Annotated in this window: 13 protein-coding genes and 1 pseudogene; 4 read left to right on the top strand and 10 right to left on the bottom strand. The window is 44.2% G+C overall.

The window, feature by feature from the left end; translation table 11 throughout:
* Nucleotides 1-2: 2 nt before the first annotated feature.
* On the bottom strand, nucleotides 3-524 hold the full coding sequence (gene rppH, locus P4S59_RS02840; protein WP_005381953.1) for an RNA pyrophosphohydrolase: 522 nt from the start codon (nucleotides 522-524) through the stop codon (nucleotides 3-5).
* 619 nt (nucleotides 525-1,143) lie between these two features.
* Between rppH and mutH the strand changes: the two genes are divergently transcribed.
* A complete protein-coding gene (gene mutH, locus P4S59_RS02835; RefSeq protein WP_005397318.1) occupies nucleotides 1,144-1,824 on the top strand; it encodes a DNA mismatch repair endonuclease MutH in 681 nt (226 codons plus the stop codon).
* Between the two features lie 15 nt (nucleotides 1,825-1,839).
* On the opposite strand, the gene P4S59_RS02830 is transcribed toward mutH, so the two are convergent.
* Nucleotides 1,840-2,151 carry a DUF6482 family protein gene (locus P4S59_RS02830; RefSeq protein WP_005397320.1) on the bottom strand — a complete coding sequence of 104 codons (312 nt, stop codon included), beginning with the start codon at nucleotides 2,149-2,151 and terminating at the stop codon, nucleotides 1,840-1,842.
* 154 nt (nucleotides 2,152-2,305) lie between these two features.
* Here P4S59_RS02830 and P4S59_RS02825 point away from each other — a divergent pair, with 154 nt between their 5' ends.
* Entirely contained in the window at nucleotides 2,306-3,340 is a 1,035-nt protein-coding gene (locus tag P4S59_RS02825; RefSeq protein WP_047009105.1) for an NADP(H)-dependent aldo-keto reductase, read from the top strand.
* A gap of 133 nt (nucleotides 3,341-3,473) precedes the next feature.
* Here the strand turns inward: P4S59_RS02825 and P4S59_RS02820 are convergent, their stop codons facing one another.
* The 7 genes and pseudogenes from P4S59_RS02820 to xerD all read right to left on the bottom strand — a co-directional run bounded on the left by P4S59_RS02820 (nucleotide 3,474) and on the right by xerD (nucleotide 12,206).
* Nucleotides 3,474-3,725 carry a hypothetical protein gene (locus P4S59_RS02820; protein ID WP_005397324.1) on the bottom strand — a complete coding sequence of 84 codons (252 nt, stop codon included), beginning with the start codon at nucleotides 3,723-3,725 and terminating at the stop codon, nucleotides 3,474-3,476.
* Between the two features lie 529 nt (nucleotides 3,726-4,254).
* A pseudogene (vpsR, locus tag P4S59_RS02815) lies at nucleotides 4,255-5,588 on the bottom strand (cyclic-di-GMP-binding transcriptional regulator VpsR).
* Between the two features lie 244 nt (nucleotides 5,589-5,832).
* Nucleotides 5,833-7,350, bottom strand: coding sequence for a lysine--tRNA ligase (gene lysS / locus P4S59_RS02810; protein ID WP_005397328.1), 1,518 nt, complete (start codon nucleotides 7,348-7,350; stop codon nucleotides 5,833-5,835).
* A 34-nt stretch (nucleotides 7,351-7,384) separates the two neighbouring features.
* A protein-coding gene (gene prfB / locus P4S59_RS02805; RefSeq protein ID WP_100068604.1) for a peptide chain release factor 2 occupies nucleotides 7,385-8,483 on the bottom strand; the annotation gives its coding sequence in 2 pieces (ribosomal slippage) (nucleotides 7,385-8,407 and nucleotides 8,409-8,483; 1,098 coding nt in all).
* A gap of 173 nt (nucleotides 8,484-8,656) precedes the next feature.
* On the bottom strand, nucleotides 8,657-10,396 hold the full coding sequence (gene recJ / locus P4S59_RS02800) for a single-stranded-DNA-specific exonuclease RecJ (RefSeq protein ID WP_006742673.1): 1,740 nt from the start codon (nucleotides 10,394-10,396) through the stop codon (nucleotides 8,657-8,659).
* A gap of 44 nt (nucleotides 10,397-10,440) precedes the next feature.
* Nucleotides 10,441-11,229 carry a bifunctional protein-disulfide isomerase/oxidoreductase DsbC gene (gene dsbC / locus P4S59_RS02795; RefSeq protein WP_301660823.1) on the bottom strand — a complete coding sequence of 263 codons (789 nt, stop codon included), beginning with the start codon at nucleotides 11,227-11,229 and terminating at the stop codon, nucleotides 10,441-10,443.
* 59 nt (nucleotides 11,230-11,288) lie between these two features.
* Nucleotides 11,289-12,206 carry a site-specific tyrosine recombinase XerD gene (gene xerD, locus P4S59_RS02790; protein ID WP_005397336.1) on the bottom strand — a complete coding sequence of 306 codons (918 nt, stop codon included), beginning with the start codon at nucleotides 12,204-12,206 and terminating at the stop codon, nucleotides 11,289-11,291.
* Nucleotides 12,207-12,364: 158 nt separating this feature from the next.
* Between xerD and fldB the strand changes: the two genes are divergently transcribed.
* Nucleotides 12,365-12,883 (top strand): flavodoxin FldB, encoded by a 519-nt coding sequence (gene fldB, locus P4S59_RS02785; RefSeq protein WP_150916293.1) that lies wholly within the window; start codon nucleotides 12,365-12,367, stop codon nucleotides 12,881-12,883.
* 85 nt (nucleotides 12,884-12,968) lie between these two features.
* Here fldB and brnQ read toward each other — a convergent pair whose 3' ends face one another.
* Nucleotides 12,969-14,279, bottom strand: coding sequence for a branched-chain amino acid transport system II carrier protein (brnQ, locus tag P4S59_RS02780; RefSeq protein WP_006742676.1), 1,311 nt, complete (start codon nucleotides 14,277-14,279; stop codon nucleotides 12,969-12,971).
* Nucleotides 14,280-14,609: 330 nt separating this feature from the next.
* Between brnQ and P4S59_RS02775 the strand changes: the two genes are divergently transcribed.
* Entirely contained in the window at nucleotides 14,610-15,329 is a 720-nt protein-coding gene (locus tag P4S59_RS02775; RefSeq protein ID WP_337167957.1) for a tRNA1(Val) (adenine(37)-N6)-methyltransferase, read from the top strand.
* The last annotated feature ends 38 nt before the right edge of the window (nucleotides 15,330-15,367 follow it).

The raw sequence follows: 15,367 nt of genomic DNA, 5'->3' as shown, positions 1-15,367 counted from the left end.
GATTATCCTCTACGTTGCTTTTTTCTTTTCCCTTTCGCTTTTCTCTCTCGAAAAGGCATGGCTAAGGATGCAAACTCTTTCATCGCTCGTCGATAAACATCTCGCTTGAAAGAAACAACTTGCCTAACTGGATACCAGTAACTCACCCAGCGCCAACCATCAAATTCAGGGGATTTTCCGCGTTGCATATTAATACGAGATTCATCGCATTCTAATCTCAGCAGAAACCATTTCTGTTTTTGGCCGATACAAACAGGCTTGGAGTCCCAACGCACCAATCGTTTTGGTAGCTTATATCTTAACCAATGACGACTTGTTGCAATGATCTTAACGTCTTTTTTCGTTAAACCGACTTCTTCATATAACTCCCTGAACATGGCTTGTTCAGGAGTTTCACCTTCGTCAATTCCACCTTGTGGGAATTGCCATGAGTGTTGCCCGTATCGTTTAGCCCAGAAGACCTGACCATGGTTATTACATATCACAATACCAACATTAAGTCGGTAACCATCGCCATCTATCACTGGCTAACCTCTATGAATAAATTTTTTATTACCGTGATTTTTCCACATATCCCCATTACTAGCAAACTTACTGATGTGATATGAGCAAGATTTATTACCTTTTCACCATATTTGGATATCTTTTAATCAAATCATACCTTATCAACACAAGAGTGAGACATTGCCCACATTTATTCACCTTTTCTGTGAATAACTTTGTGAAGAATTCAATTCAAATGAGTAATTCAGTTCAATCCCATCAAAAGCAAAACAAATAAAGAAACAAGAAAATAAACATAAAACATTGATATAAAAATATTTATTTTCAAAAATAACGATAAATCGATCTTCAGTTTTTTGATGATCTTTTCACCAAACTCAGATCGGTCAAAGATCCACCAACAGGCTATTTATCCACATTCACCTGCTATTCGTTTAGATGATTACAACAAAATCAACCCCAAAAATGCATTTTAACCCCTGTTTATTCATACAGACCCCGTCAGGATCTTATCAACACCTTCTCCACCTGTGGATAAGTTATGAATTGATCGTTCCTACACCGCCTCGGTGAAATCTTAAACAGTAGATTTGGCCGGAGTTTGATAAACTATATTTTTTGTAATACCACCTTGTGACTATGAAACCAGAACCACAAACAGAAGCTGAGCTATTGGAACGAGCGCATGATATGGCAGGACTCAGTTTTGCTGAGTTGGCCGCCGAGGCGAATATGATTGTTCCTGAAAACTTAAAACGTGATAAAGGTTGGGTGGGTCAATTACTCGAATGGCACTTGGGCGCCCCAGCTGGCAGTAAACCTCAACAAGATTTCGCAAAACTAGGGATCGAGTTGAAAAGTATTCCGATCAGTCACTCTGGCAAACCATTGGAAACAACCTTTGTTTCGGTGGCTCCCCTCACAGGTGTTCATGGTCTTACATGGGAAACAAGTCATGTTCGAAACAAGCTATCTCGTGTGCTTTGGGTACCAGTGGAAGGGGAACGAGAAATTCCACTTGCAGAAAGACGTGTTGGTAGCCCACTGATTTGGTCACCAGACGACGACGAAGAGCGTATTTTACGAAACGACTGGGAAGAGCTAATGGAGATGATCGTCTTGGGGAAATTTGATCAAATTTCCGCCAGACACGGAGAAGCGCTGCATCTTCGCCCTAAAGCCGCGAATGCAAAAGCCCTCACCGAAGCATATAGCTCAAATGGCAAGCCGATAAAAACTCTGCCCCGAGGTTTTTACCTCAGAACACAGTTTACTGAGCAGATCTTACTCAAGCACTACATCAGCACGCCATCTGAGTAATGTTGTTTCCGCCATTTAGTGCGTCACGAGCGATAACTCGATATCACAGTACGAGGCTGCCTCTTCAGTGCCACATTCGTCATACGCATTGTGCAGCCTTAAGTACGCTTTATCTACCCCTAACCTCAGCAGCTCTTCTTTCACCAAATCTAGCGAACCGAAATGTATCGGATCTTCACCGTCTTTAATCGGCTCAAGTTGATGCTTGTACTCCACTGCTAGCAAATAGTCAGAGACATCAGAACACCCAATCACAAATACTTTGGGAGTTTTATAAGTATCTTTATGGGGACCGTGTAACCACATGTCCAATTGATGCTTCTGCATAACGTACCTCCTTTACACGATCATTTAAGTGTAGTTAGGCTATGTATAGCTTTCGAGTTTGGTCTTCCTTTATACGTAAATCATTTGCGATAGCGGTTAAAAATCCCCTATATTGGAATCACTTATTTAGTCGGTAACTCTTCAAGGACGTGATATGCAATACACAAAACTACCGCACTCATCACTTGAGATCAGTAAAATCTGCCTCGGAACCATGACGTTTGGCGAGCAAAATACAGAAAAGGACGCCTTTGAACAGCTCGACTTTGCCCTTGATCATGGGGTGAATTTCATTGATACCGCAGAGATGTACCCTGTACCTCCCAAAGCGGAAACGCAAGGACTCACCGAGCAATACATCGGTAATTGGTTAGCAAAGAGCGGCAAACGTGAAAAAGTTGTGCTGGCAACAAAAGTGGCTGGCCCTCGCGGCGTCCCTCACATCCGAGACAACATGAGCCTTAATCGTCGCCACATCCATACAGCAATTGATGACAGCCTTAACCGCCTGCAAACGGATTATGTCGATTTATACCAATTACATTGGCCTCAACGCCAAACTAACTGCTTTGGTCAACTCAACTACCCTTACCCAGACAAACAAGAAGAAGTCACATTAATTGAAACCTTGGAAGCGCTGACTGAGCTAGTGAATGCAGGCAAAGTACGCTACATCGGTGTATCAAACGAGACGCCATGGGGTGTGATGTCATTACTGCGTTTAGCTGAAAAGCATGATTTGCCACGCATTGTCTCGATTCAAAACCCATATAACTTATTGAACCGCAGCTTTGAAGTGGGCTTGTCTGAAATCAGCCACTATGAAGGTGTCCAGTTACTGGCCTACTCTCCACTAGCATTTGGCTGCCTAAGCGGCAAATACTTGAATGGTGAGAGACCAGAGGGTGCTCGATGCACGAAGTGGGAGCGTTTTGCGCGCTACTTTACTCCTCAGGGGATAAAAGCGACCGAAGCTTACGTCAATTTAGCCCAAGAGCATGGTTTGGATCCTGCACAAATGGCACTCGCATTTGTCAATCAGCGCCCATTTGTAGCATCTAATATTATCGGCGCGACCAACCTCGACCAATTAAAAGCCAACATCGACAGTATCGATCTAAAACTAAGCGATGAGCTCCTTACTGAGATTCAAGCAATTGGTACAACCTACTCGAATCCATGCCCTTAACAGTAAAGCTCCCTCAAACGAAAACAGCTGACCTTCAAGGTCAGCTGTTTATCAAATGAAGTATGACTTCATATCGCACGTTAAGCGTGTTGAATGACTCGATAGCAACTCAGTCAGTCCAACACGCTAACGATTACGTCATTATTCGCGACGTTAAAACTCGACGAAGGTGACGAACTCGACGTTCAACTTTTACTGCATCCGGAACATTGGCGCGTGTGGAACGACCATCGCTATCTAAACCAATATCCCTCAATAGATGAACATTCGTCCATGGAACATCATGAGCAGTGCGGCGTATGGTTCGCTGCCATTGCTTTTCTTCGCGTTTAAGGTCTGCTTTCAATAGCAAAGTTGCCAGTTGTAAGTAAATAGAGTGACGCATAATATTTTCTCCGATTATCGATGTATTCGACTGGGAAAAATAGTGCGTAAAATGAACAGAGGTGTTCTGTTTATACTAAGCCGCTACTTTTCCGCAGCCTAGTAATAAATAAGATAGGTTACGGATTAATTTTTATCTTGTGAGCCAGTGGTACTGGTATCATCCGACTTAAGAGTCATCGGAGCGATAGGCATACGATCAGCGCAAGCAGTGGTGTTAACAACGTAATGTTTCATCTTGCGCCTCCTAGCTAAAAATTAATCCGTTTATGAAAGATATAACTCATTGAGTTACGGTTAAATTGTAAGCTTTGATGAATATATATCAAACATTTTTTGTCTTTTTGATTAAAAACAAATCAATACACCGCAATTCAGTTTCATATACTTTTCTATATAACATATTCACCTAGGGAATATATGAAATTACGGATTTTATAAATCAAACTGAATACAAAACAAAAAGAGCGGCTTTGTAGCCGCTCCTTCACTGATATTCATTCACCAATTTAACTTCAGAAAGAACAAATTTACATGGCTTGATCAGAAATCAAATTATGTTTGTTCAGTAGTCGATACATCGTCGCGCGTGAAACACCAAGCTCCTTCGCCGCATTCGAAACTTGACCAGAATGAGATTCCAAAACAACCAGTAACGCGTCACGCTCACTCTTCTCACGAATCGATTTCAAACTACGCTTTGAGTCATTACGCTGAGGCAAATCTAGGTGATGCTCTTCAATCATTACGCTGTCAGACATCAGAACCGCTCGTTTCACTTGGTTCATCAACTCACGTACGTTACCTGGCCAGAAATAACGTGTCAGTGCCTTGAGTGCATCCTCAGAAAAGCTTTTTGCTTGCGAGTTATACTCTTTAGAAAACTCTTGTAAGTAATAGCGCGCTAACAAAGAAATATCGCTCGCGCGCTCTTTTAAGCTCGGGACATTAATGCGTAATACGTTAATGTAGTGATAAAGCTCTTCATTAAAATTTCCGTCAATCAAAGCTTTTTCAACATCTGACGAGTTAGCCGCAAGGATGCGTACGTTAACCGCTTTTACGCCATCTTTGGTATCAATGGTGCCTTCTTGCAAGAATCTCAGCAGATTCATTTGCTGCTCTTTTGAAATGGTAAGAATGTCATTAAACAACACCGTACCGCCATTTGCTTGTTCAAGCAGGCATGCTTCCATATCTTCATCGGCGTTAATACCAAATACTTCAGCTTGGAAACGTTGCTCATTGAGTGCGCGACAGTTAATTGCCATAAACGGTTTATGAGAACGTGAAGAGACTTTGTGGATAGCGCGAGCAACCGCTTCTTTACCTGTACCACTTTCCCCAGAAATCAGAATACTGACGTCCGTCGGACCGATTCGCTTTACTTGATCGCGTAAACGCTTCATCGGGATAGATTCACCTATCAGCCCCATGTCTAAGCTGCTACCAAAACTAGGCCAAACTTTTTCTCCAACTTGAGCATACCAAGCTGGTGACCAATCGTGCTTAAAAGCTGGGCATCCGGGATTGGCGCAGTGAAAAAGTCGATACAAAAGTTAACAATGAACTGGCATATGGTGTCAGTACCAAGCTGAGATTCACGAATAAACGCTAACCAACGCACGTGTTTGTGAGAACTGACTAAGTTCGCCAAACCGTTCAAGCTGAATTCGTCATGGCTGAGATCGACAATACCGATACATGGACCAATATCCTCTAACAACGTATTAGCTTTGCGTAAGTCACCCACTTGGTGACACTTCCAGCCCACTTGCTCAAGTACTGATAACCAAGGCTCATAAGTACCGCCAACTACCACAAGCGATCCCGGGATGGAATCCATCTTAAACTGCCCAGCCATTCTCTAACCCTTTTTCATTGTTAATAGAAATTTTGCGCCACAAACCTATCTTTGCGAGCAGGTAACATTATCGAGACTCCGCGCCCCCACGTCTGTCTCAGTATTAAGACTATGCAATAGATTGAGATTTGGCGAATGTTTATTTGCATATCCTATTAAAAAGCAAATGCAACAACTTGAACTTATTTAACTAAAAGGCATAAAAAAACCACCCGAAGGTGGTTTTTTTGATCATCCTGCCAAATTACGCTTGTGGGCGCATTGCTGGGAATAGGATCACGTCACGGATAGTGTGCGTGTTAGTCAGTAGCATAACCAGACGGTCGATACCGATACCTTGGCCTGCCGTTGGTGGTAGGCCGTGCTCTAGTGCAGTGATGTAATCTGCATCGTAGAACATAGCTTCGTCGTCACCAGACTCTTTAGCTTCAACCTGTGCTTTAAAGCGCGCGTCTTGATCTTCTGCATCGTTAAGCTCTGAGAAGCCATTCGCCACTTCACGGCCGCCGATGAAGAATTCAAAGCGGTCTGTAAAGAACGGGTTGTCATCGCTACGGCGAGCCAATGGAGAGATGTCCGCTGGGTAGCCAGTGATGAACGTTGGCTGCATTAGCTTAGGTTCTGCTGTTTCACCGAAGATTTCTTCTAGAAGCTGACCACATGTCCAGAAGTCTTCTACTTCAACATGTACTGATTTCGCGATAGAAACCATCAGTTCACGGTTTTGTAGATCTTCTTCGGTTAGCGCTTGGATTTGCGCGTGATCTGGGTTGTACTGCTTGATTGCTTCAAACATGCTCATACGAGTGTAAGTGCCACCAAATTCAACCGTTTCATCACCGTAAGGCATTGATGTTGAACCTAGAACTTCTTGCGCTACCGAGCTTAGTAGTTCTTCAGTAAAGTCCATCAGATCTTTGTAATCCGCGTACGCCATGTAGAATTCCATCATAGTGAATTCTGGGTTATGACGTGGAGAAAGACCTTCGTTACGGAAGTTACGGTTAATTTCGAATACGCGATCGAAGCCACCAACTACTAGACGCTTCAGGTATAGCTCAGGTGCAATACGTAGGTACATTGGCATGTCTAGCGCGTTGTGATGTGTGATGAATGGGCGTGCACTTGCACCACCAGGGATCACGTGCATCATCGGCGTTTCTACTTCCATGAACTGCTTTGAGATCATGAAGTTACGAATTGCAGACATCACTTTAGAACGTACAATAAATGCTTTACGTGAATCTTCGTTCACAATCAGATCAACGTAACGCTGACGGTAACGCATTTCTTGGTCAGTAAGACCGTGGAACTTCTCAGGAAGTGGACGAAGTGCTTTAGTTAGCAACTCGTATTCTTCCATGTTCACGTATAGGTCACCCTTACCAGATTTGTGCAGCGCACCTTTAACACCGATGATGTCACCGATATCAAGACCTTGGTATTTCTCTTTTAGCTCTTTTTGTACGTCTTTAGCAGCGTAAGCTTGGATACGGCCAGATGTTTCTTGAATTACTAGGAATGGACCACGCTTAGCCATAATACGGCCAGCAATTGCAACCACGTGGTTAAGCTCTTCTAGCTCTTCCTTCGTCTTTTCACCGAACTCTTTTTGAAGGTCGCCCGCTAGTGCGTCACGACGGAAGTCGTTTGGGTGGCCGTTTGCTTTGCAGCTCTTTCGGATTTCATCCAGTTTAGCGCGGCGTTCAGCAATCAGCTTATTTTCTTCTAGTACAGTTTCGTTTTGAACAGCATCAGTCATTTTCGATGTATCCTGTTTTTGTCGGTGAAAAGCTTTATAGGCCTGATTTCAGGCTAGCTTCAATAAATTTGTCCAGATCGCCATCAAGAACCGCTTGAGTATTACGGTTTTCAATGCCCGTACGGAGGTCCTTAATACGTGAGTCATCCAATACGTAAGAACGGATCTGGCTACCCCAGCCAATGTCAGACTTAGCGTCTTCATTAGCTTGTTTTTCCGCGTTTTGCTTTTGCAATTCAAGCTCAAATAGCTTCGCTCGAAGCTGTTTCATTGCCTGATCTTTGTTCTTATGTTGAGAACGGTCATTCTGACACTGAACCACAGTGTTCGTTGGTACGTGCGTAATACGTACCGCAGATTCTGTGGTGTTGACGTGCTGACCACCTGCGCCTGACGCACGGTAAACGTCGATGCGTAGGTCAGAAGGATTAATGTCGATATCGATGTTTTCATCAATCTCTGGATAGATGAACGCAGACGCAAATGACGTATGGCGACGGCCGCCTGAATCGAACGGAGATTTACGAACAAGACGATGAACGCCCGTTTCAGTGCGCAACCAACCGTAGGCATACTCACCAGAGATGCGAACTGTTGCCGACTTAAGACCCGCGACTTCACCTTCAGAGACTTCAATCACTTCAGCTTTGAAGCCCTTCGCCTCTGCCCAGCGTAGGTACATACGCAGCAGCATGTTGGTCCAGTCTTGTGCTTCCGTACCACCAGAGCCAGCTTGCAAATCGATGTAGCAATCTGAACTATCATGGTCGCCCGAGAACATACGACGGAATTCAAGCTTTTCTAGCTTCTCTTCCAACTCAGCAAGTTCTGGTTCGATTTCGTCAAATGTTTCTTGATCTTCTTCTTCTACAGCCAGCTCAAGAAGACCTTCTACGTCTTCTACACCTTGCTCTAGTTGATCAATAGTTTCAACAACCGCTTCTAGCGATGCACGCTCTTTACCCAGTGCTTGTGCACGTTCAGGTTCGTTCCATACATCAGGTTGTTCAAGCTCTGCGTTGACTTCTTCTAGACGCTCTTTCTTCGCGTCATAGTCAAAGATACCCCCTCAGGACATTTGTGCGCTGAGACACGTCCTGCAGACGGTTTTTAATTGGATTGATTTCAAACATGTTTACTCAACATTTTAGAATAGAATTTAACCGAGAAATTCTACTGAAAAATGTGACCGAGATACAGGAAAATTTCGGATGAGAAATCAGATTGCGGTTAGAGAGAGCACGGTCATAAAATTTTACACCCTCTTAGGGGCAACCGTACTCTATAAGAAAAGTTAATCTAAATATTACTTAGCTTCGATATGATCGATCATCAATTGCAGTGATTGATTACCACGAAATTCATTCACATCCAATTTGTAAGCTAAACGTACCGTTTTAACTGATGCATCCGGCCAGCGACGCAAATCGACATTAAATGCAATGCCGTCGATCATCACATTGGTAGGGTGACCTTTGTAAAGCGGTTCTAACATCAATTTAAGATGCTTCTCACCCACCAGCTTTTGATGCAACACTTTAAACTCACCATCAAAGATTGGTTCAGGGAAGGCTTGTCCAAAAGGGCCACCAGACCGCAGCTGTTCAGCGACATGCATAGAGAATTCTTCAGGCTTAAGTTCACCATCTGACATGATCACGCCTTTTAGCGCCGCTTCATCGAGTTCCTTTTTTACCACTTCATCAAATAAACGGCTGAAACGTTCGAAATCCTGCTCTTTAATTGTTAAGCCTGCCGCCATCGCGTGACCACCAAATTTGATGATCAAACCTGGGTTTTGCGTGTCGATGAAATCCAACGCATCACGCATGTGTAACCCCGGAATAGAACGACACGAGCCCTTAATTGTCCCTTCTCCGCCATCAGCAAATGCGATGACTGGACGGTGAAACTTCTCTTTGATGCGCGAGGCCAAAATACCAATCACACCTTGGTGCCAATCACGTTGGAACAAGGCTAAGCCATAAGGAAGCTCACTGCCTTCACCAAACTGAAGACGCTCGCAGAAAGCCATCGCTTCTTGCTTCATGCCTTCTTCAATCTCTTTACGAGTTTGGTTCAAACCATCCAGTTCACTTGCCATACGACGAGCGGCGTGAATGTTGTTACACATCAACAGTTCAACACCAAATGACATGTCATCAAGGCGACCAGCAGCATTGATACGAGGACCTAACGCAAAACCAAAATCGGACGCCACCAAACGACGCGCATCGCGCTTCGCTACCTCAATCAATGCTTGAATGCCAGGGCGCGCTTTGCCCGCACGAATACGTTGCAAGCCTTGGTGTACAAGAATGCGGTTGTTTTCATCCAATGGGACAACGTCAGCTACAGTGCCAAGTGCAACAAGGTCAATCAGTTCCATCAACTTAGGCTCTTGCATGCCCTGCTCAGCAAACCAATTGTGTTTTCGCATATGAACGCATAGTGCCATCATGAGATAAAACGCGACCCCGACACCAGCGAGCGCTTTAGACGGAAAATGACAGCTCTCAAGGTTTGGGTTCACCATTGCATCCACATCAGGCAACACTTGTCCTGGCAAGTGGTGATCGGTAACGAGCACGGTAATGCCGTTTTCTTTTGCGTAACGCACGCCTTCGATTGATGACACACCGTTATCTACCGTCATGATCATCTCAGCGCCAAGCTCTAATGCTTGGTCAACGACTTCTGGGCTTAACCCATAACCGTCTTCAAAACGATTCGGTACTAGGTAGTCCACATTGTGACTACCAAGCATACGCAGCGCGAGCACCGACAATGCAGAGCTCGTCGCACCATCAGCGTCAAAATCACCGACAACGATGATGCGTTTTTGTTCTTTTATTGCCTGAAACAAAAGCTCGACAGCTTGCTCAATCCCCCCGAGTTTTTGGTAAGAATGCAAACCACGAGCTGACGTTTCTAGTTGCGCAGGATCCGTAATCCCACGGTTGATGTAGATACGTTTTAGAATCGGAGGAATGGAATCAGGAAGAAGGGAAAGATCAGGTTCAGGACGTCGTTGAATTTCTATCATGCTTGAAAAGAGCCGGCGACTTTGCCGGCTCTGCTCCTAAAGGATTATTGTTGCTTTAAACGTTTCAATAGCTCTGCAGGTGGTAGGTAACCGCCAACCATTTCGCCATTCGGTAAGAAGATCGCTGGCGTACCAGAAATTCCCAATTGGCGACCTAAATTGTAATGTGATTGGATGGTTTCTTTACACTGTTTTAAGTCTTTCGCAGGGTTATCAAACGTACGATTCACTTTCGCATTGTGCATTGCCGACTTTGGATCTTCAGCACACCAAATCGTCGCCATTTGTTCTGCCACTGGGCCAGTAGCACCTTGGCGAGGGTAAGCCATGTAGCGCACTGTAATGCCTAGATCGTTATAGCCTTGCATTTGGCTGTGCAGACGCACACAGTAACCACAAGTGATATCAGTAAATACCGTCACAGCATATTTTTCATCGTCGGCTTTGTATTCAATCATGCTATCGGAGAACTGCGCGATTTTCTCCGCATTAAGCGGCGCTTGGCGCTCTGCAATGACATCTTTGTAACTACCATCGTCATTGATGGCATAAAGCGTACCGGCGATAAAATGGCTACCATCATTTGAAGCAAACAAGATCCCGCCATTAGTTTGGATTTCCAATAAACCAGCAACTTCTGATGGCTGAATATCAACGATAGATAAACCAAGCTTTGAGAACTTAGTTTTTAATGCTGCTTCATCAAAATTGCTTTGCGCAGCTGGCGCCAATTGCTGTGCAGGAGTGTCCGTTTTAGCCTGACTTTCTTCTGCACCACAAGCGGTAACAAAAAATGGTAAAGTCAGCAGAGTTAGTCGGCGTAATACGCTCATGAAATTCACCTTAATATAAAATCGTTTTTCCAAGAATACATGGATGAATCTAACCATTGTTATGCTCTTGGGTGGTGTTGACTGTGGATCTGCTTCAATCGTTCAGTCGCCACGTGAGTATAAATTTGCGTGGTCGATAAGTCACTATGTCCTAATAGCATCTGTACGACCCTGAGATCTGCGCCATAGTTCAATAAATGCGTGGCAAAGGCATGACGCAGTACGTGCGGCGACAGCTGTTCAGTGTCAATCCCTGCTATCAAAGCATAGTACTTAATACGATGCCAAAACGTCTGACGAGTCATTTGCCTTGCGCGTTTGCTAGGAAAAACAATATCAGATGATGTATCACCAAGTAACGCAGGACGCCCTTGTTGAATAAACGTCTCGATCCAATCTACCGCGTTCTCCCCCATTGGCACTAAGCGCTCTTTACCGCCTTTACCTGTGACACGTACAACTCCTTGACGCAAACTAATGTTTTCCATAGTTAAACTGACCAATTCCGTCACACGCAAACCAGTCGCATACAATAGTTCCAGCATCGCTTTATCCCGCAATTCCACAGGATCATTCGGGTCTGGCGCTTCGAGCAAGGCGTCCACTTGCTCTTCACTAATATCTTTGGGCAAGCGTTGTGGCAGTTTAGGACTGACCAAGAGCGCACTCGGATCATCAGCACGTACTTTCTCACGATGCAGATATTGGAATAAACGGCGAATTGCCGACAACATACGCGCACGGGACGTCTGCTTGTAATCCAAGTCTACAAGGTAGCTTTGGTATTCTTGCAAGCCAGACAAACTAATGAAATCAAGACGGTAGCGATGTTTCTCCATCCACGTGAGCAGCTTCATCAAATCATTTCTATAGGAAGCCAGCGTGTTCTCTGATAGCCCACGCTCCATCCACATCGCATCTAAGAATTGCTCAACAAGCGAAAAATCTTGTTGATTGACAGGCTGTTGTGCCGTCATGAACGCTTCCTTATCTGTTTATATTTACAGTATTTAGATTAAGGCACCTGCCGATCCAATACCATAAAAAAATCATCCCGCTTAGGATATTCGCTGCAATCTTCCTCAATTTATGGTTAGAATCTTCCACAACAGCAACACAAATAACGATGAATATAATGAAAATCGGACTCTTTTACGGCTCAACAACCTGCTACACCGAAATGGCAGCAGAGAAAATTCGTACCATTATTGGTGAAGACCTTGTCGACATTCACAATGTGAAAGAGACACCGTTATCACTAATGGCAGACTACGACTTATTACTCCTTGGCATCTCAACTTGGGACTTTGGTGAAATCCAAGAAGATTGGAACGCGATTTGGCAAGACATCGCAACAACACCATTAAAAGGTAAAGTTGTCGCGCTGTTTGGCCTGGGTGACCAAGAAGGCTACGGTGAGTGGTATTTGGACGCGATGGGCTTACTTCACGATGAATTACAAGCGACTGGCGCAACCTTTATCGGTTACTGGCCAAATGAAGGCTACGAATTTGAAGCATCGAAAGCACTGATTGAAGATGGCAGAAAGTTTGTTGGACTAGCGTTAGATGAAGACTCGCAGTACGAACTGAGTGATGAGCGCATCGAAAAATGGTGTGAACAAGTTCTTGTGGAGTTCCACGACACACTTTAATAGTGTGAACGCTTCAAAGATAAAAAATAAAAAGCCCGATGAAGTCATTCATCGGGCTTTTTAATATCTTGATAGTGCGAAGTTATTACGCTGTTTCTTGTGCTAGCTCTGGACGAGGTTTCGCGATGAAGAACATGCACACAATAGCCGCAAATGTTGGAAGCACCCAACCCATGCCCACTTCGAATAGTGGCAACATGTTAAACGCAGAAACATCAACACCCGATACTTTTGCCGCATCAACCAACGCAAACAGCAGAGATACAAGCAGTACCGCGCGGTAAGCAAAACGTGGATTTGGCAGTTTGCTGCGTACAAATGTTAGTGCAACCAACGCAATCGCCACAGGGTACAGCGCAAACAATACTGGCACTGACAGAGAAATCAGTTGTGCAAGGCCGACATTCGCAACCAACGCACAAACAGACCCGTTAATAAGTACCCATTGCTTGTATGACAGTGGCGTTTTCGAGCTGAAGAAGTCTGAACACGCAGAAATCAAGCCAATAGCCGTTGTCAAACACGCTAGTAATACAATGACAGACAGAACGATTTGACCGTATGGACCAAACAGCGCTTGAACGTATTGGCTAAGTACCAGACCACCGTTATCTGCACCTGCAGCAACAGTTGCACTCGTCGCGCCCAAGTAGAATAGTGAGATGTAAACAAACGCAAGACCGGCAGCGGCAATACAACCTGCATAGATTAGATACTTAGTGGTTGCAGAACGCTCAGTAATGCCTTTACCGCGCAGTGCATCAACCATCAGCATGCCAAACATCAATGACGCGAACGTATCCATTGTGTTGTAGCCTTCTAGGAAGCCTTTGGTCAGTGGTTGCGTTAAGTACTCACCGTGCGCGCCCAGCATGTCACCTTGAGGATCAATAAATACCGCGACAGCAAGAATGATTAAACCCACGAACAATGCCGGCGTTAGTACTTTACCGATAAGATCAATCAAACGGCCTTGGAACCATGAGAACATCATCGCCGCAATAAAGAAGATCACTGAAAATGCAGTGAGATGCGTTTGTGACGCTTCAAGGAAGAAAGGTTTCACCGCCATCTCGTAAGCCACTAGGCCAGTACGAGGCGCAGCAAACGCAGGACCGATGATGATGAAGATCAACGCAGCCATAATAACCGCTGCTTTTTTCGGAAGGTCTTGCGTTAAGTGATCCCAAGAACCACCAGCAACAGCAATAGCAACGATAGTAATAAGAGGTAGACCTACCGCTGTTAGCAAGAAACCAAACATCGCTGGCATTAAGTTTTCACCGGCTAGCTGACCCGCTAGAGGTGGAAAGATGATATTGCCCGCACCTAAAAAGAACGCAAATAGCATAAAGCCTACTGCGATAATATCTGTTAGTTTTAACGTCTGCTTCACAGATAACCCTTGTCTTTTAATTAATGAATGTTGTGTATGCTTAGACCACTTTTTGTATACCTAAAGTCAATAAGTACACGTGGTTCAATCTATAAAATTTTCGCCGCATAATGACGAAAGACTCATCATTTGGCAACCTTTAAGAAAAAAACACCATATTAATTTAGTTTTCAAACTTAAAAGCAGTGGATATAACCAGATCTAAATAACAGACCAGTTCTTTATCTCGATCAATTAACAATACAATTTAATAACCAACAAAACAACAATCTATACAATTAAGAAACAATAGAGAAATTCACTTAATTATTGAGCAAACATAAAACAATCATGAAGAGCAAAAAACTGAAAACTAAAGGCTTCAATTTTAAGAAATTTTGTATTGAGGGCGGCGAGAGTGGTATGCCCGTCAGCACTGATGGGGTAATGCTTGGTGCTTGGATTCAAAGCCCGAACAACGCTCAAATTCTCGATATTGGCACTGGCACCGGGTTGCTTGCCCTGATGTGTGCCCAACGCTTTACAGAAGCTCAAATAACCGCGGTCGATATTGAATTAACAGCCATTGAAGCTGCGCAAAAAAATGTAGTTCAGTCGCCTTGGTCAGATCGTGTGAGTGTGCATCATTCCGACATACTAGACTTTACGCCGACGCATCCATTCCAACGCATCGTTTGTAACCCGCCCTACTTCAACAGCGGCGAACAATCGAAACACAGCCAACGTGCAACCGCGAGGCATACTGATACACTAGGCCATAACGTATTGCTACAGCGTTGCTATCATTTGCTTGATGACGAAGGGAGGGCTAGTTTTGCGTTGCCAATCACCGAAGGCGAGCAGTTCATTGAGCTAGCATTACACCAAGGTTGGTATCTATCGAGGATCTGTCGTGTGCAACCATCAGAAAAGAAACCAGTACATCGACTGTTATTTGAACTGGCGAAGCAGCCTTGCGATACTCAAGAATCACATTTAATAATTCATTCGCATGACGGTTACAGTGACGATTTCGTCCAATTAACCCGCGAGTTTTATCTTAAGATGTGAAATAACATGTGATCCTTATCACCAATCACTTTATAATG

This window comes from Vibrio sp. M60_M70 (assembly GCF_037162085.1).
Taxonomy (GTDB): domain Bacteria; phylum Pseudomonadota; class Gammaproteobacteria; order Enterobacterales; family Vibrionaceae; genus Vibrio; species Vibrio diabolicus.
Note: the sequence above shows the minus strand (reverse complement) of the source record. Positions and strands in the feature narration are given on the sequence as shown.